The organism is Latilactobacillus sakei, from assembly GCA_002953655.1.
GTDB classification, from domain to species: Bacteria; Bacillota; Bacilli; order Lactobacillales; family Lactobacillaceae; genus Latilactobacillus; species Latilactobacillus sakei_A.
In genome coordinates this window covers 635,789-657,574 of sequence record CP025839.1, presented here as the reverse complement: position 1 = coordinate 657,574, position 21,786 = coordinate 635,789, and the positions used below count along the sequence as shown (strand labels likewise).

Annotated in this window: 31 protein-coding genes and 1 pseudogene; 10 read left to right on the top strand and 22 right to left on the bottom strand. The window is 37.5% G+C overall.

From position 1 onward, the window contains the following. Positions 1 to 72 precede the first annotated feature (72 nt). From C0213_03195 to C0213_03175, 5 genes and pseudogenes are all read right to left on the bottom strand, one after another. Positions 73 to 330: a hypothetical protein gene (locus C0213_03195; protein ID AUX11451.1), complete on the bottom strand. Its 258-nt coding sequence runs from the start codon at positions 328 to 330 to the stop codon at positions 73 to 75. A gap of 371 nt (positions 331 to 701) precedes the next feature. After that, positions 702 to 1,025, bottom strand: a pseudogene (locus tag C0213_03190) (hypothetical protein). Continuing rightward, a complete protein-coding gene (locus tag C0213_03185) occupies positions 994 to 1,182 on the bottom strand; it encodes a hypothetical protein (GenBank protein AUX11450.1) in 189 nt (62 codons plus the stop codon). Before C0213_03185 ends, C0213_03190 begins: the two are co-directional and overlap by 32 nt. Continuing rightward, complete coding sequence (locus C0213_03180) at positions 1,179 to 1,502, bottom strand: hypothetical protein (GenBank protein ID AUX11449.1); 324 nt, start codon at positions 1,500 to 1,502, stop codon at positions 1,179 to 1,181. Before C0213_03180 ends, C0213_03185 begins: the two co-directional genes overlap by 4 nt. A 15-nt stretch (positions 1,503 to 1,517) precedes the next feature. Then, positions 1,518 to 1,712 (bottom strand): XRE family transcriptional regulator, encoded by a 195-nt coding sequence (locus C0213_03175; protein AUX11448.1) that lies wholly within the window; start codon positions 1,710 to 1,712, stop codon positions 1,518 to 1,520. Between the two features lie 90 nt (positions 1,713 to 1,802). Here C0213_03175 and C0213_03170 point away from each other — a divergent pair, with 90 nt between their 5' ends. Next, the gene (locus C0213_03170; GenBank protein ID AUX11447.1) at positions 1,803 to 2,780 is read left to right on the top strand and encodes a hypothetical protein; all 978 of its coding nucleotides are present in this window, start codon (positions 1,803 to 1,805) and stop codon (positions 2,778 to 2,780) included. Here C0213_03170 and C0213_03165 read toward each other — a convergent pair. After that, positions 2,775 to 3,002: a hypothetical protein gene (locus C0213_03165; protein AUX11446.1), complete on the bottom strand. Its 228-nt coding sequence runs from the start codon at positions 3,000 to 3,002 to the stop codon at positions 2,775 to 2,777. The genes C0213_03170 and C0213_03165 overlap by 6 nt on opposite strands. 64 nt (positions 3,003 to 3,066) lie before the next feature. Then, positions 3,067 to 3,321, bottom strand: a complete 255-nt coding sequence (locus C0213_03160) for an XRE family transcriptional regulator (GenBank protein ID AUX11445.1) — start codon at positions 3,319 to 3,321, stop codon at positions 3,067 to 3,069. Positions 3,322 to 3,496: 175 nt separating this feature from the next. Between C0213_03160 and C0213_03155 the strand changes: the two genes are divergently transcribed. From C0213_03155 to C0213_03135, 5 genes are all read left to right on the top strand, one after another. Continuing rightward, positions 3,497 to 3,835: a hypothetical protein gene (locus C0213_03155; GenBank protein ID AUX12800.1), complete on the top strand. Its 339-nt coding sequence runs from the start codon at positions 3,497 to 3,499 to the stop codon at positions 3,833 to 3,835. Between the two features lie 33 nt (positions 3,836 to 3,868). Continuing rightward, the gene (locus C0213_03150; GenBank protein ID AUX11444.1) at positions 3,869 to 4,321 is read left to right on the top strand and encodes a toxin; all 453 of its coding nucleotides are present in this window, start codon (positions 3,869 to 3,871) and stop codon (positions 4,319 to 4,321) included. Between the two features lie 106 nt (positions 4,322 to 4,427). Further along, entirely contained in the window at positions 4,428 to 5,123 is a 696-nt protein-coding gene (locus C0213_03145; protein ID AUX11443.1) for a hypothetical protein, read from the top strand. Positions 5,124 to 5,147: 24 nt separating this feature from the next. Further along, on the top strand, positions 5,148 to 6,047 hold the full coding sequence (locus tag C0213_03140; GenBank protein AUX11442.1) for a hypothetical protein: 900 nt from the start codon (positions 5,148 to 5,150) through the stop codon (positions 6,045 to 6,047). Between the two features lie 102 nt (positions 6,048 to 6,149). Further along, positions 6,150 to 7,277: a hypothetical protein gene (locus tag C0213_03135; GenBank protein ID AUX11441.1), complete on the top strand. Its 1,128-nt coding sequence runs from the start codon at positions 6,150 to 6,152 to the stop codon at positions 7,275 to 7,277. 253 nt (positions 7,278 to 7,530) lie between these two features. Here the strand turns inward: C0213_03135 and C0213_03130 are convergent, their stop codons facing one another. After that, on the bottom strand, positions 7,531 to 8,205 hold the full coding sequence (locus C0213_03130) for a hypothetical protein (protein AUX11440.1): 675 nt from the start codon (positions 8,203 to 8,205) through the stop codon (positions 7,531 to 7,533). Between the two features lie 168 nt (positions 8,206 to 8,373). On the opposite strand from C0213_03130, the gene C0213_03125 reads away from it, so the two are divergent. Beyond that, entirely contained in the window at positions 8,374 to 9,780 is a 1,407-nt protein-coding gene (locus C0213_03125; GenBank protein ID AUX11439.1) for a dipeptidase, read from the top strand. A gap of 91 nt (positions 9,781 to 9,871) precedes the next feature. Continuing rightward, entirely contained in the window at positions 9,872 to 11,653 is a 1,782-nt protein-coding gene (locus C0213_03120; GenBank protein ID AUX11438.1) for a glycerophosphodiester phosphodiesterase, read from the top strand. A 39-nt stretch (positions 11,654 to 11,692) separates the two neighbouring features. On the opposite strand, the gene C0213_03115 is transcribed toward C0213_03120, so the two are convergent. From C0213_03115 to C0213_03105, 3 genes are all read right to left on the bottom strand, one after another. Continuing rightward, the gene (locus C0213_03115; GenBank protein ID AUX11437.1) at positions 11,693 to 11,929 is read right to left on the bottom strand and encodes a hypothetical protein; all 237 of its coding nucleotides are present in this window, start codon (positions 11,927 to 11,929) and stop codon (positions 11,693 to 11,695) included. Between the two features lie 11 nt (positions 11,930 to 11,940). Next, positions 11,941 to 12,183 (bottom strand): twin-arginine translocase subunit TatA, encoded by a 243-nt coding sequence (locus tag C0213_03110; GenBank protein AUX11436.1) that lies wholly within the window; start codon positions 12,181 to 12,183, stop codon positions 11,941 to 11,943. A gap of 158 nt (positions 12,184 to 12,341) precedes the next feature. Further along, positions 12,342 to 13,694 carry an FAD-dependent oxidoreductase gene (locus C0213_03105; protein ID AUX11435.1) on the bottom strand — a complete coding sequence of 451 codons (1,353 nt, stop codon included), beginning with the start codon at positions 13,692 to 13,694 and terminating at the stop codon, positions 12,342 to 12,344. Positions 13,695 to 13,850: 156 nt separating this feature from the next. Between C0213_03105 and C0213_03100 the strand changes: the two genes are divergently transcribed. After that, positions 13,851 to 14,288, top strand: a complete 438-nt coding sequence (locus C0213_03100; protein AUX11434.1) for a hypothetical protein — start codon at positions 13,851 to 13,853, stop codon at positions 14,286 to 14,288. On the opposite strand, the gene C0213_03095 is transcribed toward C0213_03100, so the two are convergent. From C0213_03095 to C0213_03085, 3 genes are all read right to left on the bottom strand, one after another. Next, positions 14,275 to 14,907: a hypothetical protein gene (locus C0213_03095; GenBank protein ID AUX11433.1), complete on the bottom strand. Its 633-nt coding sequence runs from the start codon at positions 14,905 to 14,907 to the stop codon at positions 14,275 to 14,277. The two genes, C0213_03100 and C0213_03095, sit on opposite strands and share 14 nt — an antisense overlap. A gap of 143 nt (positions 14,908 to 15,050) precedes the next feature. Beyond that, positions 15,051 to 16,091, bottom strand: coding sequence for a threonine ammonia-lyase (locus tag C0213_03090; GenBank protein ID AUX11432.1), 1,041 nt, complete (start codon positions 16,089 to 16,091; stop codon positions 15,051 to 15,053). A gap of 169 nt (positions 16,092 to 16,260) precedes the next feature. Further along, positions 16,261 to 16,545 carry a hypothetical protein gene (locus tag C0213_03085; protein AUX11431.1) on the bottom strand — a complete coding sequence of 95 codons (285 nt, stop codon included), beginning with the start codon at positions 16,543 to 16,545 and terminating at the stop codon, positions 16,261 to 16,263. Between the two features lie 83 nt (positions 16,546 to 16,628). Between C0213_03085 and C0213_03080 the strand changes: the two genes are divergently transcribed. Further along, positions 16,629 to 16,952 (top strand): hypothetical protein, encoded by a 324-nt coding sequence (locus C0213_03080; GenBank protein ID AUX11430.1) that lies wholly within the window; start codon positions 16,629 to 16,631, stop codon positions 16,950 to 16,952. A 72-nt stretch (positions 16,953 to 17,024) separates the two neighbouring features. Here the strand turns inward: C0213_03080 and C0213_03075 are convergent, their stop codons facing one another. The 8 genes from C0213_03075 to C0213_03040 all read right to left on the bottom strand — a co-directional run bounded on the left by C0213_03075 (position 17,025) and on the right by C0213_03040 (position 21,785). Next, a complete protein-coding gene (locus C0213_03075; GenBank protein ID AUX11429.1) occupies positions 17,025 to 17,261 on the bottom strand; it encodes a hypothetical protein in 237 nt (78 codons plus the stop codon). Positions 17,262 to 17,292: 31 nt separating this feature from the next. Next, positions 17,293 to 17,472, bottom strand: a complete 180-nt coding sequence (locus C0213_03070; GenBank protein AUX11428.1) for a hypothetical protein — start codon at positions 17,470 to 17,472, stop codon at positions 17,293 to 17,295. 23 nt (positions 17,473 to 17,495) lie between these two features. Beyond that, positions 17,496 to 17,783: a bacteriocin immunity protein gene (locus tag C0213_03065; GenBank protein ID AUX11427.1), complete on the bottom strand. Its 288-nt coding sequence runs from the start codon at positions 17,781 to 17,783 to the stop codon at positions 17,496 to 17,498. 18 nt (positions 17,784 to 17,801) lie between these two features. Then, the gene (locus tag C0213_03060) at positions 17,802 to 18,134 is read right to left on the bottom strand and encodes a bacteriocin immunity protein (GenBank protein AUX11426.1); all 333 of its coding nucleotides are present in this window, start codon (positions 18,132 to 18,134) and stop codon (positions 17,802 to 17,804) included. A 135-nt stretch (positions 18,135 to 18,269) separates the two neighbouring features. Further along, positions 18,270 to 18,452, bottom strand: coding sequence for a hypothetical protein (locus C0213_03055; protein AUX11425.1), 183 nt, complete (start codon positions 18,450 to 18,452; stop codon positions 18,270 to 18,272). Positions 18,453 to 18,550: 98 nt separating this feature from the next. Continuing rightward, positions 18,551 to 18,886 carry a hypothetical protein gene (locus tag C0213_03050; protein AUX11424.1) on the bottom strand — a complete coding sequence of 112 codons (336 nt, stop codon included), beginning with the start codon at positions 18,884 to 18,886 and terminating at the stop codon, positions 18,551 to 18,553. A gap of 1,132 nt (positions 18,887 to 20,018) precedes the next feature. After that, the gene (locus tag C0213_03045) at positions 20,019 to 20,615 is read right to left on the bottom strand and encodes a hypothetical protein (protein AUX11423.1); all 597 of its coding nucleotides are present in this window, start codon (positions 20,613 to 20,615) and stop codon (positions 20,019 to 20,021) included. Positions 20,616 to 21,038: 423 nt separating this feature from the next. After that, a complete protein-coding gene (locus C0213_03040) occupies positions 21,039 to 21,785 on the bottom strand; it encodes a DNA-binding response regulator (GenBank protein AUX11422.1) in 747 nt (248 codons plus the stop codon). Position 21,786 lies beyond the last annotated feature (1 nt).

The following is a 21,786-nucleotide window of genomic DNA, read 5'->3' as shown; positions in this document are numbered from 1 at the left end:
TTCAGTTATCGGATGAATTATTGAAGTCTTGACTCGTGAGAGTTGAGGCCTTTTTTTGTGCCTAAATTTTGATTAAAACTCATCATTATTAATACTCAGTTCATAGCGGTCGCTAATCATTTTCTTAACTGATTGAACCTCTGTTTTGCTACCGTAATAATTAATGCGAATTGGTCGATCATCGTCGCTGGCGAATCCCCCAACTTCGATATTAGGTGCCATGCCGAAAAGACTTTGGATATCATGTTGAATCTGTGTCGCTACCATTTGGGCATATTCTGATTTAGCCCAGACTGAAAAGGTCTGCGGCTTTTTTAATTTGTCGTTCATCTTAAAATCCTCCATTAATTAATTGTTTGAAAAATGTTGCTTCGGTTTAAGCGTTGAATTGACATTCTCAACTCAGTATCTGGTAACCAGTTTTCAATGAATTCAAGCCCGTCATCAAACTTGGCTTGGGGTAAGTCGCTGTATCGGGGAATGCTAAACGCTTGTTTGAAGTCGCGCCACAATTGGCTGAAGGCTTTAGCGCTGAAATGCTGATAAGCAGCTGACTTTTTCCCACCTAAGATTGAAACGACTTGCTTGCGACCGTACGACTGAAGCGTAAATTGATTAGTTGATGTGATGCGCATGTTATCTTTTAACATGTTGACGTCCGACTTAATTTTCTTTTGTTCCTGCAGCTGGTTGATCATCATGTCTTCCATTGACATTGGTAAGGCCTTAGCCTGTTTTTCCATATCAATAAAATACTGTCGGGCCATCTTACCAACTTCTGTGCGCTGGATCATGGAAACCTCTTTAGCCATGTCAATTGTCATCGCGTATTCAATGCGCGGGCGACCACCAGAACTTTTCCCCGAAATTGGGGAAAAGTCTCTTTCCTCTACAAAGCCGTATGCCACCATGTCTTTGAACCAGGTCGAGAAATCTTTGCCAACTTTCAAGAAGCGATGTAAGTCGCGACCACTGACAACCGTCTGTCCGTCGTTACTTTGAAATGTCTGAATCAGTTCGTTCATCGTCATTTCCTCCTTTAAAGAATTCCTTGTAATTAATACCGATAAAAGTAACGATTGAGCTCATGATTATTACTGTCACGATAAATTGCATGTCTTTCGGAATATAGAGACCTGCGATAATGCTGATCATGACTGCTAGATAAAAATTCTTATTCATTTGTACTTCAACTCCTTCATAATTCTTGGAAAGTTATTCCGCAAGAACTGCGTAAATTTCAATGATTCAATTTTGTATTTGCCACCATTGAATGGATAGAAAACACAGCCACCATTATCAATATCCAGTTGCTTCTTAAACACCTGCAGTATTTTGGAGAGGTCTTTATAGGTATAACCTGATACCTCGCAGGCTTTATTTAAATCCCAGATAATCTGTTGATCGGCTTCCAACCGTTCTCTGTCTTCAGTGGCAATTAACTCCATGCCAGCTGGCAATTCGATTGTGAACTGTGGGACGATGACTTTAGTACGTTCCATTGTTTTACCTCCTACTTATTCATTACTTCTTAAATCATCCAAACTAACACCTAATGCATCTGCAAACTTACACATAAGTTCAAAGCTTGGTTTCTTGATTCGATTCATTTTTAGTTCAGTCAAGGTACTTGTACTAATACTCATGCGCCTTGCTAACGTATTTTGATTTAATCCTTGTTTAATCATTAGTTGTTCGATTTTATTCCACATTTTACTTCCCTCTCATAGAACACACGTTTGACCACGCTCTGTATACTGTATATAATTGAGATATACTAATATATTTGGCGGTGTACAATAATGTCCGATGCTTTCAAAAGTTCTTATAAAACGAGGCTTAAAGGTTTACAGATTTCGATACCCCATGTAAACGAAATTCTAGCAACACAAACAAAATTGTCTGAAAACTTAACAAACATTACCTTATCCCCACGCAAACATATAACTACTTCATTCTCTGAAGTGAACCAAAAACTATCATCAAACATCGCATTAAACCGTACTATATCTGATATTGGATTAGTTAAACAATCGATATCATCAATCGAATCTATGAAATCAGCAGTTGCTGACCCAGGAACAATATCCTTGAACGTACCCAATATTGGGGAAATTAAACAATCCTCATTGATAAATGATTCGGTAAAACTGACTGTACCTACCATCGAATCATTCAAACAGCCGTCACTGTCAAATGGATCGATAAAACTAGCTATAACTACTGACTTAGGAAGCGAAGCTAGCTCCTATTCCAATAAAATTTCAGCTATAAATAACATTCTTGATAGTACCCAATCTCTTACCTCACCAATTTCTGAAGCGATTAAGGTCAACATTAAAACTGCCAGTGCATGGAATAGTATCTCCAAGACGATGGACATTAAATCATTTGGCGCCATCATGTCCAAAAATTTTGATTACAATACTTTCAATCCTGAAAGTGTGAGCTATCAGCGTAATGATCAAACAAGTAATTTGAAATCTGATGAAGCTATTCCTGAAAACAATGATTGGCAACCAGGACAATCCACCAGCGATACAGACGTAGGTTCTGAAAATCTTGTTGAGGAAAATATCGAACTTGTGGAATACCTGAATAAAACTGTTATAGACATGCTTAATGATGGTTTTAGCCTCCCTACAATTATTTCTGTATTAGTATCTTGGGCTATTTCCTTTACGAATATCTTGGTTAAAGCTAAAGATGCTGTTGAAGCATACGCATGGTTCGCCGTTGTTATAGTCGCAATCTATAAAGTAGTTTCAAAGTATTTATAATTTATCTGGTAGCTTCAAAAAATTAGATTCATACTTTAATAAGTTATAAGCATATTGAAGACTGGCGTACGCTGAATCGTACGTTAAGTCTTCTTTTTTCATTAGATCAACTAATTTTGTTCCAACCATTTTTTCGCCATCAGAAACGCCAAACTCTTCCAGTGAATTATTTCGTTCAAATTTAGTTAAGTACGCTTCTCTAATCTCATCGCTTTTCTTCATCCCTAAATCACCTCCCACTATTAGTAACGTAGCAACCTGTTGAAATGGAAAAAGAAATTCAATACTAGGCTAACTTCTTATCCTTTAGTCTTCTATGGATTAGTTTTTGTTGTTGTACGATAAAATCGTACTTTTTACCTAAAAAAATATCATCGTACTCGATATCGAAAGCAATCATATACTTATCTAACAATGAGTTCGGAATATTAGTTGAGTCTCTTTCATAGTTATAAATCGTTCTATCAGACACTTTAAACAAGGTCGCCAATTCTAATTGAGATAAACCAACACCTTTTCGCAACTGCTCTAAACTTTTCATGTGACAACCTCCTTTCGTTACTTCACATCTTAGTACGATATTTTCGTACTGTCAACACAAAAGTTCAGTATTTTCGTATTTTATTATTGTAAGTTCGAATTTTTCGTATTATACTATGTCTATAAATTAAAGCTTGGCGGAGGTCACTATGGTAAGAGAATTAACCGAAGATGAAATGTTTCAGCGGAAAGTCATCGCTGAGAATATCCGTAAATACTTATCCGAAAGTAATTACAATCAATCGACACTCGCTGAAAAAGTTGGTATTAGTAAAAGTACTATGAGTGATTATTTAAATCTTAGATCTAAACCATCTCACGGTGTACTTCAAAAAATTGCTGATGCCTTCGGTGTTGGAAAAAGTGATATCGATACCACCTATAAGGACAGAAAAAATTCTGAAGTCAGTTCAGACGCTGAACTGATAGCAGCTCACCTTAATAAAGATTTCACCGACGACGACATGGCAAAAATCATTGATTACATTGACATGATTAAGCGCTCTAAAAAGTAATATCATCCCAAGAATAAGTGATGTGAATTATATATGGATATGCTCGACTCATTAATTGCAGAATCATCTACAGAATTTGATATTAAACCACGAACCGACATGCCTGTGGGCGTTGATGGTTTATGTATTGGTAAAACGATTATCATAAACGCTAATCGTACGCGGACTGAGCAAGCCCAAACGTTGGTCGAAGAAATTAGTCATCAAGAAATATCGGTTGGCAATATTCTTAATCCAAATGATATTGAGAGCGCCAAGCAAGAAACAATTGCACGTCGCCGCTCATTTAACCGTCTGGTGCCACTCGATAAGTTAGTTACAGCTTACTGGCAGTCAACCAACGAATTTGAGCTAGCTGATCACTTAGACGTGACTGTCGAATACCTCTTCGACGTTTTAGCATATTACCGTGAGAAATACGGTGTTATTGTAAAAGATAATATTTTAATCAATTTCGCCAATGGTATTCAGATTTTAAAAGCATAAAAAAAGCGCCCTACTTCGTTGGGAAGTAAGACGCAAATGCTGCTCCGATAAAATAAAAAAAGCAACAACCATGTGCATATTTTAACATATTTGGAGGAGTATTGTCATGGGGTTTATAAGATTCATAGGAGATATAATTCTTATCGCCACTTTAGTTTTTATTATTTTTAATGGTTACCAAATCTACAAATCGAAACGCTATCTTTCGAAAAAAACTTTAATTACTGTTCTTGTAGCTATAATCGGCACTGCTGTTGGTAGCCCACTTTCCAATATGCAATCAAAGCATGAAATTACGGCTGCAAAAGAACATTCAGAAAGTATCGAGTCAAAGAAGGATCACTCAGAATCAATTAAAGAATCAGCCGCTCTTTCTAAGAAAATTGAATCATCGAATTCAAAAAAAGAAACGAAATCAGTAAATTCTACTAGTCACTCTGAGTCATCAAGTGATAATCAATATAAAGATATAAATTCACTTTTTGATGTAAATGATATGTCTAAGTATTCTGATGATGATCTATTTGCTTCTAACGTCATCTTACCTAATTTTTACGTTAAAGATATCGGTGCGGATAAGATGGGAGAATACCACCTACTACTAACTCCTACTGAAAAATCAGAACAGGAATTCCTGGCTGTAGGAAAAACTAAACAAAAGATTAGCGTTGGTTCAACAATTTCGATAAAAGGTACAATCAGCGGCCGCGGTACTGTTAATCAGAACCAGATTAATGTTGGGATTAATGAAAAATATCTTGGCAATAAAATAATTGGTATTATGATGTATAGTTTGGTTTAAAAATATCCAGAGGTGCTTAATATAATGGAAAATAATGATAAACTTCTAAAAAAAATAAAATTAGCATATGATCAACAATTAGACTATATCGGTGTTAAAGATGCTGAACTTAATCGCTTCATGTGGTCAGCTAAAAAAAAGATCCAAATTTATATGTATGAAGTGTTCTCTAATGTGGGAACTGTATATATAATATTCGCAATTGAATCTTCTAAAGATGAGTTAATTGAAGCCTCATTCGTTACGGAAACACACAATTATGAATTCGAATCACTTTTTATAACAGAAGAAAGATTCAATTATTTAGCAAATCAAAACTTAATTGAACCTAATTTAAAGAATAAAGTTAACCCAAACAGTATTTATGCAACTTTTCCATTGTCTAATTCGGTTGAAGAAAATCTACTAGATTGGGTGAAAAGCTTTGTAAGTAGAGAATACAATAATTCAAAGAATATGTTGGAACAGAAAAACATAACTCAGCAGTTCCCACTTCTTAATAAAAAAATATTCATTGATAAATATCATTTCAACGAAATGCTATCCGTAATTAATAATAACCAGTTTAGTGACGAATTCAACCAATGTTTGTTTGCCTATGAGAATCAAAAATGGTTCCTATGTGCGGCCGGTATTGGGAGTACTCTCGAACACCTTATGCTTCTGATATTGACTAATTATGGGGTTGAAAAATCTCTAGGTAGGAATCCTACAGCAAAAGACTATTTAAAGGCGTTCACAAAAGAACCAATTCTTCTTGAATCTCGACAACAAACTTATATAGATACATTATTTAGGTTACGCAATTCCGTCGACCATCACAATAGTGGCTACACATCTAAGGGAATATGTGACATGTTACTTGATGGGATCAGCGCTGTTTTCAACGAATATTATATTACCTCTTTAAAAAATCAACATTAATAAATAATAAAAGCACATCCCCCGTCGCCAAACAGTTGGATGTGCTTCACAGAAATAACGCAAAATATTGTGCGCTATTTGCGTACTCTATTTTAGCTTAAAATGGAGGTTTTAACAATGGCACAAATTTTTAAACGTAATGGTACTTGGGGCTATCGGGTTTCAATTGATAGAACTCACAACAAACAAAAGAGTGGTTTCAAGAAAAAATCAGACGCCATAGCAGCTGCACAAGAACTCGAACTAATGAAGAATGCTGGTACCCTGGTTACTGTTACCGATACAACCTTTGCTGGTTACTTCGAGAAATGGGCCAAAACTTATAAGATTGGGCGGCTACATCAAACAACCGAATCGAAATATAAAGTGGCCATTAAACTAGTTGAAACGAATTTTGGAAATGTTAAATTAAGGAATGTTAAATCCGCTGATTATCAAAGGATGTTAGATCAATACGCTGAAACGCACGTTAAGGATAGCACGCGATTACTAAATAGCTATTTTAGAAATGCTGTCAAGTATGCTATTAACGATGGCCTACTCACACGTGATTTTACCTTTGGCGCATTAATTACTGGTTTAGAATCTAAAGACAGCAGCTTGAAGTTTTTGGAGTACGATGAAGCAGAGCGATTAAAAAAACTATGTATCGAAACCGGCTCTTTTATGGCGGTCACTAGAATTGAAATACTATTTGGCTTACTGACGGGTTGTCGGTATGGCGAAGTCGCTGGCTTAACTTGGGATTGTGTGGACTTTGAAGCCCGCACCATCACGATCAACAAGGCCTACGATTATAAAACACGAAAAGGTTTCACTAAAACAAAAACGATCACATCGAATCGAACAATATCAATCACACCGCAACTTGCTAAAATTCTAAAGTCATTGCAGGTTCAGCAACGGAGTCAATTTTTAAAACAAGGATTTAAAAACAAACTAGGTTTCGTCTTTATGACCAACCGCCACGAGATTCCCAGCGACACTGCAGCTAACAAAACACTTAAAAAAATACTACTTGAACTAAAGACTAGAAATGTCATCACCTTTCACGGCTTACGTCATACACATGCTTCTATGCTCATTGCCAAAGGTGTCTCAATTGATTATATTTCTGAACGACTTGGCCACGCAAATACAAGTGTAACTTATGAAGTCTATACGCATTTACTTCAAACTAGTCGCGAACGTGAAGATGAAAAAGCACTCAAAATTTTGAGTAATCTATAAATTTTGGCATGCAGATTCGTGCAGATTTCGTGCAGAAAACGCAGAATAAATGCAGAGAATTCAAAAAAGAAAGTCAAAGGTTTGACCTGCCATATACCCCCACTATCCCTTATATATCAACGTTTTAAGCAACTCACTAATAATAGTTTTCAAATGGTTTGAATGTGGTTTAAATTCCCGGGTGGCGCATATAGATATATCATAATAAAAAGCCCCGTCGATTTTATCAAATCGACGGGGCTTTTTTGTTGTCTTATTTATCAAAGAAACTATTCCCTACTTCAAAGAAGAGGTATTGATTATTAACCTTAACTTGGCCCAAAATGGCTTTTTGGGCTTTTGTTGCCCAGAAATATGAGTAACGTGGATGGCCATAGGCGTCATTTAAAGCAGGTAAGCTCGTGCCTGGATCTCTGACCACAACTTTTTTCATATCCACTTTTTGTTTCTTTTGTGCTGCTTGGCCGGTTTCTTTGAAGAATTCACTTTCCGTCAATAAACGGTAGCCATTTCCTTGTAACCAGCGCAATCCACTATTGTTCATCGCAATAAAGTTCATATAATCGGTTGTCAGTGCCCCTTTAACGTATTTATCTGGGTAGACACCCTCCCAACCGTCTTGGTTGTTGGCTTCGGCGGCAGCACTGCTGGCCGATGCTTTAAAATCTTTTTCATTAATGACCACTTCGTCACTAGCCGCTTTCGTTCGCTCAGAGGATGGTTGATAAAAAACGCCTGATTGCGTTGACCCTTTTTGGGCAACACTTTGGCTAGCATTGTTATTTCTGATAAACCAGGTTAACCCACCAGCGACGATCAACACTAAAACCACTCCCTGGATGATCAGCGTCTTCTTACGTTTAGCACGCGCTTTTGAAAAATCAGACTCCCATTGCGTCATAATTGGCCCCTTTTTGTACTTCGCCATCTTGTTCCCCCCAAAAGTATCCTATTCGTAAATCCCTTTAACTTTATACTGACACTATACCAAAGTAATCGCTATTTTTAAATAGTTACTCACTTTTTATTATGTCTCATAGGGATTGAGTGGTAACTTGGCTTATAATAAATAATAAACCCTGAAGGAGTCCTTCTTTTGAATAAACGAATCAGTTCTTGTACAACCATTTTAGTGGGGAAAAAAGCCACGCTTGATGGTTCAACCCTTATCGCTAGAAACGAGGATGGCTACAATAAGCCTAATCCGCAAAAATTCCGCGTTATTCAACCAGCCGATCAACCCATTGATTACACCTCAGCCATTAATGGGCTCAAAATCAAATTACCTACAAATCCGTTACGTTACACTTCGACACCCGATGCCGATGATCAATATGGCATTTGGGCTGGTGCCGGCATTAATAGCGCCAACGTCGCGATGACGGCATGCGAAACAATTACCAACAATCCTCATATCTTAGCAATTGATCCGCTAACTGATGACGGAATTGGTGAAGCGGATTTCGTAACACTTGTTCTGCCTTATAGCCAATCAGCTCGCCAAGCCGTTTTACGGCTTGGTCAACTCCTTGAAACCTATGGGACTTATGAAACCAATGGTATTGCCTTTTCTGATCACGATGAAGTTTGGTATTTAGAAACAATCGGCGGGCATCACTGGGCAGCAATTCGCATCCCAGATAACGCTTTTGTCGTTGCGCCTAATCGTCTCAACATTGCTGAATTCGATTTTGCCTCACCAAATACGCTATTCTCAGAAAATCTACCAAGCCTAATTGCACAATACCATCTCAATCCTGATGAGGATCAAGTAAACCTCCGCCACATCTTTGGCACAGCAACCATCAAAGATGCTCACTATAATAATCCCCGCGCCTATGCCATTTTAAAAGCATTTGGTGGTCTTGATGAGGGTGACTATGAAGATCAAGAACTGCCCTTCATGATGGTCCCCACTAAAAAACTAACGATTGAAGCCGTTAAATGGGCCCTCAGTTCTCATTTCGAGAACACGCCTTTTGATCCTTATGGCACAGGTTCAAAAGATGTCCGTCAACGCTACCGGACAATCGGTTTAAATCGCAATGAAGAAACGCATATTCTGCAAATCCGTAACGATGTCCCCGAAGCGATTGCCAGGATTCATTGGTTAGCATTTGGCCCCAACACCTTTAACGGTTTAGTGCCATTTTATGCCAATACAAATACGACGCCGGCCGTTTATCGCGAGACACAAACCAGCTTTGATCCTAATAACATTTACTGGTTAAATCGTCTAACAGCCCTACTCGGAGATACTGACTTCGATCGTTATCAAGGACTCCGTGATGCTTTTGAAGCCCAAGCATTAATTGATTGTCGCAAGATTCAACTTAAAACGGATGCCGCAATTTTAGCTAATCCGGAGAATAGTACTGCACAACTGACTGCCGCTAACCAAACGCTCGCTGATGCTTACTTCAGGAACCTCAACCAACTCCTTGGAAAAATGGTAACCACCGGCGCCAACCATATGAAACTACGCTATTCATTAAATGATTAATAAAGAAGGGTTAAGTAGCGGTTGTTACTCAACCCTTCTTTTGTTGTACAATAGTCCTTATAAACGTTTCTATTGAGGAGCTTCTATATTAATGCAATATTTTAAAAAGTTATTTTTAAATACCTTTACGTTTTTAAAACAAAGCCAAGCTTATTTCCGCAGTGTTTTATTAATGCACGGCTTTTTACTTTTAATTTGCCTGCCGCTTTTAAGTAAAGCCAGCTACTTCATTTTAGTACATTACCAGATTCAGTTTTTAGCGTTGAGCAATCTGCCCGTACTTATTCACCAGCACCCCTTTGCGCTTCTGGCGCTCGTCGGGATTGCGCTGCTGATTTTATTATTGGCCTTCTTCGAATTCACATTTCTACTATTAAGTGTGTATTTTATTCAGATTAAACGACCACTGGCCCTGCAAGCATTACTTAAGATGACAGTCGCCCAAATCACGCATCTGCGCATCGGTACCATTTTTTTCTTCCTATATTATTACATCCTAATTATCCCATTGGGCGGTTTGGGTTATCACTCCGATTTATTGACAAAATTTAAATTGCCGGCCTTTATTTTAGATTACATCATCACCAATCGACGGCTGATTGCTGTTTTGGGGCTATTAATTTATTTGAGTTTGCTATATATTGGTTTGCGCCTCATCTTCACCCTTCCCAATATTATTCTTCAACAAATGTCATTAAAAAGGGCGTTACGCACGAGTTGGCGCTTTACACATTACCAACTGGTAACCCTAGTTAGCCGGTTGTTACTCATCGTCGGAGGCCTCGTGGGTTTTACAACCGTTAGTTTCTTCTTATTAATCCAGCTTCAGGCGTTCATTGAAACGCACACCAGCGTCGGCTTCCAGAGCGCCGTTATCCTCATGACATTTTTACAAGTGGTCGTTCTCATTAACCTGGTCCTCTCCACTGTCACCATCTTTTTCATACTGGTTGATGCGCTACTATCCGATTCGCAATTCAATCAGCCTGCGATTAACTATTCTAGTCTTAAACTGAGCGTTCCCCTCAATGGCGGCTTATTATTGCTAGTGGCCATGGTTACTTTAATGGGTACCGGCTTTTACAATTGGAATTACCTTCGCGCCGTCTCAATTCAACAACCCATCAGTATCTCTCACCGCGGTGTCTCTCAAAAAAATGGTGTCCAAAATTCACTCACTGCGCTCAAAAAAACGCACCGTTTAAAACCCGACTACGTGGAAATGGATGTCCAACTGACCAAAGATCATCAATTCGTTGTCTTTCATGATTTTCAGCTGGCCCCATTAACTGGTCAGTCCGGAACACCGCAATCAAAAACACTGGCGCAACTCACCAATCTGACCGTGCGCGAACATAAACGCACCGCGCCAATCGCGTCTTTTGACGATTATCTCGCACTCGCCAATCAGCTCCACCAAAAACTCTTAATTGAAATCAAGACGCCAACTACCAATAATCCGGGTTTGGTGCAAAAATTCCTAGCCAAATACCAAGCCAACATTGAGACCCATGATCACATGGTCCAATCTTTGAACTGGCAAGTGGTGGAAGATGTCAAAAAGGCAGCACCGCAAATTCAAACCGGATATATCCTCCCTTTTAATTTCATCGGGCCACCCATTTCACACGCCGATTTCTACGCGGTTGAAATGACGACGGTCAACCGGCACTTCATTCAAGCGGCGCATCAAGAAAAGAAAGCCGTCTTTGTTTGGACACCCAATGAGCAACAGGCAGTCCAGCGAATGATGTATTTTGGTGCGGATGGCGTGATCACCGATAATCTCAAAGCAGTTGCACAAGCCCAAAACCAACATACAAAACCGCATTACGCCGATAAATTAGCCTTTTATGTCATGGGTATTGGGTAGCAAAAAACGACCAGCAGCTGCTGGTCGTTTTTTTATATCCTATTTTTTAAATAATTGTTTTACCTGTAGATAAGCGAAAATAAGCAAGGTTAGTAGTAATAACAGCCCCAGATAAACACCCAGAAAAATCATGCTAATGCCCATTCCTCCTAATTCCGCGCTACCACTTGTATAGTACTCACGAAAAGCTGCCCACTTAAAAATAATTTTTGCAATGACCATTGTGCTTAAAAAGAAAAAGGCAGTTTTAAAAGCACGCCACAAATTAAGTTGCATCATGTACCTCCCTACTTCTTCTTAAACATATCTTTCCCCAAATAACAAAAGAACGACAGTGCCATCGGATAAACCGCCTTGTATAAGCCAGCGATACTTTGTTCATGGCCAATTGTGTCAAAAATAATATTAACGATAATCAGGACTTGCCATATTATTAGGACATTAATCAATTCCTGGTTTCCCCGTCTACGAGTACCAATATAAAGCACAATATAAAGCAGTGTGATAACGATTAAATAAGCTATCGACATTTTGTTTACCCCCATCACTTTTCTTCTATTATACGCTATCATTTGGCAAAATAAAAAAGGTATCGCGGCAAAAATTTATTTCACCGCAACACCTTTTTGATAGTCTAATATTGATCCTCAGGAGATACCCAACTTATGACACACGCGCTTCACTTTTATTAGTGCATCAAGCGTTGTGCCTTTTGAGCGGCAACGTTCATGATGTTCCAAGGCCGGTCGAAACCAGGTTGGAAGAAGAAGTCAGCGTAAGCTAAATCGTCAACCGTCATCTTGCCTTGAATGGCTAAGGAAATGGCGTTGATGTTAGCTGTGACGTCTGCTTTAGACATGATTTGTGCACCTAAAATTCGGCCTGTTTCAGGATCGAATGTTAATTTGAATTTAACTTCTGGATTTTCGTCAGCTGGAACGAAATGTGGACGATAAGTTTCCGTTACAACGACGGATTGAGTCTTAACGCCTGACTTATCAGCAGTCCCTTCTTTAATCCCCGTTGAAGCAAAGTGATAATCGAAAACACTCAAGGCTGATGAACCAGAAACAGCTGGTACGGGTTGGTCAGCTGTGACCAAGTTTTTAGCAGCGTAGCGACCTTGACGGCGGGCATTCGTTGCTAAAGCAATTGGAATTTCTTCGCCAGTAGGTGCATATTTAACAACCGTTGCATCCCCCACCGCAAAGATATCAGGTTGACTCGTTTGTAGATATTCATTGATCTTAATCCGCCCACTGCGGTCTAAATCAAGTACATCTTTCAACCAAGCTGTATTGGGACGAATACCAGCAGCTTCGATGACTAAATCGGCATCATATTCGGCTTGATCCGTCACAACCTTAGTAACTTTACCATCAGCACCGCGGTATTCCTTAACAGATTGACCGACTGCTGGGTAAATATTATGAGCTTGCATTTCAGTTGTTAATTCATCTGTAAATTCTTGATCGAGGTATAAACTCAATAGACGTGGTAAGACGTCAACAACTGTCACGTTTTTACCAGCTTTGGCAAAGACTTCAGCAGCTTCGATACCGATATAACCTGAGCCAATAACAACGACGTTTTTCACAGTTGGATCAACTGTTTTGGCCTTGAGCTTAATCGCCCAATCACGACCACGCATTGCATAAACGTTAGCTAAATCCCGACCAGCAACGGGGAGTTCAAATGGCACGGCCCCGACACTTAAGACGAGCTTATCGTAACTTTCTTCACGAGTTGTATTATTTTTTAAATCCTTAACCTGAACCGTATGTTGGTCAGCGTTAATGGCTGTAATAGCTTGTTGTAAACGAACATCGACACCTTTAGCACGCATGCCTTCTGGCGTTGCATAGCTAACATCGTCAACATTCTTGACTGTTCCTTCTAAATAGAGTTGCATCCCGCAGGATAAGAACGATAGAAAATCGCCCTGTTCGTACCATTGGATTGTTGCATCCGGATAATCTAGTAAACTTTCTTGAACTGTTTCGAACCCACCATGGGATGAACCGACAACAATAATTTTCACACTGATCACTCCTTATCTATTTCGTACAATCTAATTATAACGCAGATAATAATTATTACAAATGAATTCGGTTACGCCACCATTCTTTTTATAGCGTTTACCATTATTCACATGCTAAACTAACAGTACCAAAAACTTCGATTGGAGACTAAGTAATTGCTCAAACAAAAATTAAAGCGCAATATTCCAACATTGATCTACCTCGTAACCCTCTATATCGCCTACCAAATTCTCACTACGATTATCACCGTTTTTACAGACCAAACGATTCTCAAAATGGCTAAGGAATCGCCTAGTGGCTTCATTGTTTTATTTGGGGGCTTTTACTTCTTATATATTATTCTTGCTGTTGGCGTTTTATACTCAGGCCACATTCTCTCTAAACAAGATGGTCATTATGAACTTTCATTATTAATCCTGAATATTCTATCGACTTTCACGACGCTCACCACGATTATCCTGAAATTTTCGGGCGCTCAAATGCCAGCGCCATTATTACCAATGACCTTCTTCATTATCCTTACCACAATTTCGTTGGCAACCACCTCGAAATTGTTGCAGATGCGGGCCAACCGATTAGCTAAAACAAATTAATCAAGGCATGCAGAATCATTGAACATTTCAAATCCTTCGTCCAGTAATAAGTGGCACCTAGAATCCAGCCCATCGCGCAATAAATCAACCAATTATAATTAATTGCTAATTCATGCATGCTACCAAATATCAGCCCTGATACAATGATCTTCAAGAAACCATTAAACCTTGTTTTCTTCAGGAAAAAGAAATTAAAAAAGAGTCCTCTAAATAATAGTTCTTCAATTGTTGGTGCGATTAAGCCATTACCGATGGTTGTTAAATCAGGCGCTACCTGCATTCGCTGATCAATCACCACTTGATTTTGTGGTAACGCTAGTGGATGCCACTGTTGATCAAACCAGTTTAACAAGTAACTCACTGCTAGCATGAGCAGTATAATCCCAATCTTCTTAATCACTGGGACCGCTACTTCTGGCCCGTTAGCTTTTGACAAGCGACGATAAATAACCAGCAACAAAGCCAATAAGAGTCCCCACATGATTAAATCAAACACGATAAACCGTATTTCATGCTGGGCTAGATAATAATTGCTAACCCCTAATAATGCTTCAACATAGATCATACTGGTTAATAAAACTAACAATATGAAATAACAGACGCGTTTCATAGTAAACATTTCAAACCACCTAATTTTTTGATTTAAGATTAGTATCCCATAATCTGTTTTAACTGTTGATCAATTCTAATGAACGTCAATAATTGCTCGATAAACGTCAAAAAAAGGTATCGCGAAAATTCGCGATACCTTTTTTAAATAATCTATCCAACAACACCCTTACTTGTGTCTGCTGGTTTGAAGAGATGTTCAATAATCCCTGAAACCCGCGTTAAATCAACATTACCGCCTGAAACCATCGCAACAATGTTCTTATCTTCAAGCCACTTAGGATCAATCTTGCCACTTAATAAGGCAGCAGTTGGTAAGGCACCAGCGCCTTCTGTGACAATCTTAGTCCGTTGCATCAAGTCAGTCATTGCCATTGCGATTTCGTCTTCAGTCACTAAGACAAATTCGTCTACTAGGTTTTGAACAACTGGATAAGTTAAGTTCCCTGGAATAGCCACATCGGTACCATCTGCTAATGTGAAATCATCATGGTGACTTGTGATTTCGCCAGCATCGATTGAGGCCGCCATCCCATGCACGTTTTCAGATTGAACCCCGATAATGTGAATTGATGGGTTGAAAGATTTCAAAGCTGTTGCCACACCTGAAATTAAGCCGCCCCCGCCAACAGGGATAATTACTGTATCAACATTCCAAATTTTATCTAAGATTTCAAGACCAATTGTCCCTTGGCCAGCCATGACTTCACGATCATCGTAAGGATGAACGATTGTCATGCCTTTTTCTGCTGCTAATTGTTCCATGTATAAACGCGCATCGTTAAACGTTGCACCGTGTAAGACAACATTAGCGCCGTAGCCAGCCGTTGCTTTTTGTTTAGCAATTGGGGCTTCTTCGGGCATAACAACGGTTGCATCAATTCCCAATAACTTAGCGGTTAATGCGACACCTTGTGCATGGTTACCAGCTGATGCTGTTACAATCCCACGTTGCCGTTGTTCTTCAGTTAAATGATTAATTTTGTTATTGGCACCTCTAAATTTGAACGAGCCTGTTAATTGCATGTTTTCTAATTTCAGATAAACATTGCCCTTAGCGACATTCCGGCTTAAAAACATCGATTGAATTAATGGTGTTTCCCGGATGTAAGGTTTGATTGTTGCCCGCGCCTCTTCAATATCACGAATATCACAAATGTCAGCTGTCTTCAAAACTAAATTATTTGTTGCCATAGTGGCCACCTCTTCCATATTGATTAATCCTGAACATGAATATTAGTGCCTTTTGTACTATCATTCACAATTTAAATGTAGTCCTCTTTGGCCCACTTGTCAAAGGGAATCCCGCGTTTATTAGAACGTTTTCATATGGTAATTAGCAGCTTCTCATTATTATCGACATTTAACGTCCAATCGCATTAAACTGCGAAAGACTGACTAATTGAAAGTCTTGCTCAACTTTTAGGTTTAAAGATTGTTCAATTAGTTCAATCACCTTTGCTTGTCCCAAACTGCTTCGAATACTATAACCTTCACCGTATAAACGAATTTGGTCGAACTGCCCTTGAAGCCGTTCAATGACTGATGCTGCTTCTAACGGCGTCTTCAACGCCAATAAATACCAACTGGTGCCATCACCGGTTAAACTCATCTGCTTAAAGAAATCAAAATACGTTTTATCAAACATCATCAAAACCTCCTTTTGTATATAAAGCGCTATCAATAGTTGTATAATAGCATATGATAGTTATCAAACAAGGAGATATCACGATGAAAGAAGCCATTTTAGTCTATACAACCCTTCCTTTAATTATTGGGAGCAACTTTAGTAGTCATCACGAGCAGGAATTTATCATGCACTTAAACACCGCGCTGGCCGCCAAACAATTGGATTGGCATGTTTCACTAGATGAAAGTTTTGGAGACAGCCAGGCCATCAAGGCCAAAAAGCCAGACGCCTTAATTCTAAAAAATGGCTTACAGCACCAATTTGATCGGCATGCTTTTGATCAAAGCCAAATCTACCAACTTGGCGCACTAGAACTATCAACGCTTAGTACGCGCTCAGTTGTCGCATTTTTAGCGAATCATTAAAGGGGTTGGGACAAAATTTATTTTTGCCCCAACCCCTTATTAGATTTCGTATATTTATCGTTGCACCGTATTTTATAACGACATTAATTGAATCAAGGCCGGTGAAACCTTAAAGCCATTAACCATCAAGAAATAATTGATTGCTTGTTGATAGTCATTGCGGCATTGACTATCCAAGTACCCGCTTTTAACAGCCGCTGCGCCCCGATTTAAATGAGCAGCTAATTGGTAATCTGCCGCTACTTGCGGGTCACTCAAGGCGACTTCAATTAACCGCAAAATGTTCAGCAATCCTTGATCACTCGCCAACTTATTTTTTCCTCCAATTCGACAAACATCATCAGTCCTTCTTAGTGAGTAAGTTTTCGATCATTAACCACAAACCTAACACAATACAGAAGCAGTCGAACCACCATGAAATGGTGCTGATACTTTCGTTAATAATCGACCAGCTTGAAAATAAAAGATAGAGCCCAAAATAAAAATCAATTGCTTTATAAAAAAAGTGATTAAATGTCATTCCAATTCCCCTTAAAAATGCTGTTAGTAGCCATAACGAATGTTAGAGAGTGCCGTTAGTGCTTTGACCTGTTCGGATTGCGCAGCTGATAAAGTCAAACCGTCTTCTTGAAGCGCATTGACAATTGCCAAATTTAAGCGACTCAAAATCAAGGGCACGCTTGCTTTTTTACTTTCAAGTTCTGCTTGATAAGTCGTTAAAACAGTTTGTAAAGCAGGTCCTTTCGAAGCATCTTGTAAATCCGTCAATAATGCCTTAATTGTTATAATCGCTTGTTCACTACGTTCTGAACCACCTGAATACCATTTCATATTATCCAACTCCTATTCTTAATGCATACCGCCAAACATCATTGAAGAGGCAATTAAACCGTAACCTAAATTCAAATCGCGTAATCGTTTTTGATCTAATTTTTCTAATTTATGATGAATGTAACCATATAAATTGCGATTAGCACGCGGTAAGCTTATCGATACGATGTAATTTTCATGATAAGCATTGTAGATATCGACACAGACACTAAGCGAATCTGCACCTTCGATTAAGCGCTTGGCACCTGCCAATAAGGCTGCCTTGTATTCATATTTTTGTGGTTGATTTGATAAATCTTCATTGTAAGCTGCATCGATTAAATCGAATAGTTCTTGATCATTAATTGCCAATATAACCAACTCCCTTATGACACTATTATGCTGCCAATTACCATTTTCGAGTAAAAAAAATATTAACGTTCAACTTTATCGGTTAAACGTTAATATTTAGTATGTATTCTTATTACTATTTCGAAGGCGCAAAAACTAAGCTTTATCGCCTAAAAATAAGCCTGATACGATTAATGAAATCCCTATTATGACACCAACAATATCCAACCACCAAGAAACACTAAACATCGTTTCATTGAATACTGCAAAACTAGCTATTAAGGCCCAAATACCAATATAGAGATCTAATGATTTATAGAAATTCTTTTTTAAACGCATTATTAATGCACTCCTCCATTTAAATATAAATATTAATTTTTTTAATAAAGTATCTAGTTGATATCTTACAAAATAATTGTGTATCAAAGAAATTCAAACTACCTCTCTAAATGCTTCAAAAAAGAAATAACGGCATCAATATCACCTTCTTGTAATTCTAAAGCTCCCAATTGATAGATATCATTTTTGGGAAAGCTGCCAGTATTTAAACGATACTGCAAACCATTTTTTAGCAATAAGGCTTGAGGCGTTTTGACCTCAATATCTCTCATATTTCCAAATGAGCTATCAAGTTCTACTTGCCAACTCATCGATAGTTCATCGATTCTATTGTTTAACTTCTTCACAAAATTCCGTTCCTTCTTATTAAAGATAACCAAATTATCAATCAGAAATGGCAGACCTTGATAAACTAATATGCATAATTTCTTCATAACTTCTCCTCCTTAAACTATTTAGAAGCTTCTTTAATAATATTATCGTAACTTTGTGACTCTATAAATTTACTTCAACGTTTAGTTTTTTATTTTAAATGTCTATCAAACACGCTAATGACAGTCCTTGAACTTAATATTAATAAACAAGGTTATCCCGATAATAAGCATTATATCCGCTAATCTAAAACGATCTTCATTGCCGAAGATGATTAATAGACCAATACCACCTATTATTAATAAAATTGAAATAATAATTAACCCGTTACTTTTCTTAAGAAACACTATTTTTATATTCTCCTTTAACACGCTTAGTAAACTACGGCAATAAAAGCAAGTAAATTAATACCGATATGAACCACTATTGGGTACATTAGTTTGAATCTCGTTAAATCATAAATAATTGCAAAAAAAAATAAGACCGCTATTGCTCAAATCCAATAACCAACCAATATCAGACTCTCCCCAGATACGAAAAAGTATAAATAACATGGTAGCACCTAGTATAGCGATATATCGGCATATCAAATTATTAAAGGATTGATATCGTTTCAATTCTACATATAAGTTATACTGAATTACTCGTTGAAAGATAATTTCTTCAGAAATTGTTCCTGCAATTACTACTAGTAGAAAAAAGCCAGAATAAGCCAACGTTATGACGAATAGTGTTCACTAAATCATTTTGATTTACTGTACTACCTAAATTTGGAATAATATTTTGATAAATAAATTGATAGAAAATATTAAGCATTATAAATATTGGTACTAATAAAATTGTTTTTTTCTCCAATTTAATATGCCCAGACCTAGTATCATTATTTCGATAGACCAAAAAAATAATTAAATTTTTCCTTGGTCATCTTATTTGTCACCCTTTTCTCGATGCAACTAAAACTAATCCCCCATGGCTTATTCTCTTAAGCGTGTCATACATTCCTTACCAGCTGGCTCGTTATCTACTAACATTATTTTATTGAGATTAACGTTAACAGTACGTTTGAATTTAAGCTAATATGCTACGCTATTTCTTACTAAATACAAAGATTAATGTCCAAGTTTATGAAGTGAACCCCAAAAAATTGGAGTAGTTTTGGGGTTCACTTCATTATCGATTAGACGCTAATCTTTTTTATAATAGTATATTCACAGCTAACAATAAGGAGTCATATAATAGATGCGCATATATCCCACCTCTTAATGTATCATTCGATTTCCAAGCCATCGAAAATCCATACCTAGAAAATCCTACAATTAGACATATTGCAATATTGAACTTATAAATCTCTAAATGGATTAATGCAAAAATTAAACAGCCAATTAAATTAGCCAATAGCCAATTAAATTTATATTCTGTTAGCCAAGTCGCTATTGGTAAAACAATCCCAGCGACCCATAATTCTTCACCTATTATGTTTAAAAAGATAATTAGCAAGCTCACTAATTGCCACCTTACAGTAGTTGACTTCAGGAATGGAATATTGCCATTCTGAGTGACCGCCACTTCTCCAAAAAACATCATTAACACAATACTTATTCCAAAGACAATTAGAAAACTTAATCCAACTGCTGATAATATTTTTCTCACAAAAGGTCGTTTTAGAGGTTTTAATAAATCTTTTGTTGATTGATAACCAAATAATACAATCAGTGCACTATACGAAAATAAGATTAAAAATAAGCAAGATATATTAAAAAAAGAAATTTCTAGACTAATACGACTACTCAATAAATAACCTATTATTAATAATACAAACCCACCAACAGCCCTTCTCTGGCTAATCACTTCTAACGTATTCAATTATCTTACCTATGATTTCATTAATTTAGTGTCTTGGTTTGTAGCGATCTTTGCTCCCAATCGCTATTCCTATATCAACACCGGCACGAACTAACTTACCAAGACCATATGCTAGATTATTTCGTCCCCCAATAACTAGTCCTAATTTATCATCTTCAATACTTTGTATTCACTTATTCTCTCCACTTTTACACCCTTAATAAAAAATTTATTTTATCATTAAAATTACCATAAGATGTCTTTACATCGGCCGATATCTTATTGTCTTACAAAATAATTGTAACGTAATTTTTGAATCATCTTACAAAAAAATATTAACGTTCAACTTTATCTGTTAAACGTTAATATGCGCTACATCATTTGTTTTAATTTAGCTACTAGTTCTCGTGATTTACGAAACGAGACCTTTGCTTCACTGCCATCGATAAAACTTAAGCTACGCGTTTTACTGTCATAATTGGCAATATTAGATAGGTTAACTAAGTAACTTTTATCACACCGAAAGAGCATTGGATATTGGGCTTCCAGCGCATTTAAATTTCCTAGAAAGGTAACCTTTCTAGTAACGGCTAACAAATTAATATGCCCCGGATTTTCTTTTTCAGTATATAAATAAACAACTTCCTTTAATGGTAATGAGAAAAAGCGAGGACCGATTTTATAACTAAATAAATTTTCTCGGTGATACGCTGCTGCTTCATTTTGCTTCTCAGCCAACAACAGATCATCAATCAGTTGCCTTTTGATTTCAGCCATTGATTGGTCCTTGAGAATATAATCTAAGGGCGCTATTTTTCGTTCTAACGTTAATAATGTCAGTTCCTCGTGGGTTGTAATGAAGACAATTTGCGCAAACGGCATCATCTGCCGAATCTTAGTTGCCACTTCTAAACCGGCTTGGCGGTTATCTTCAATTTCCATATCCAAAAAGAATAACCCTCGTTGTTGGTCCTTAATTGCTGCCAACAATGTCTCGGTATCACTGGCAGCACATGTTAAAGTCATTGCAAATTCGTTAATCATAATCGTATTCGCGATAATTTGCTGATAAATCGCTTGTTGCTGTAAATCATCCTCTAATAAATAAACAGGATACAAA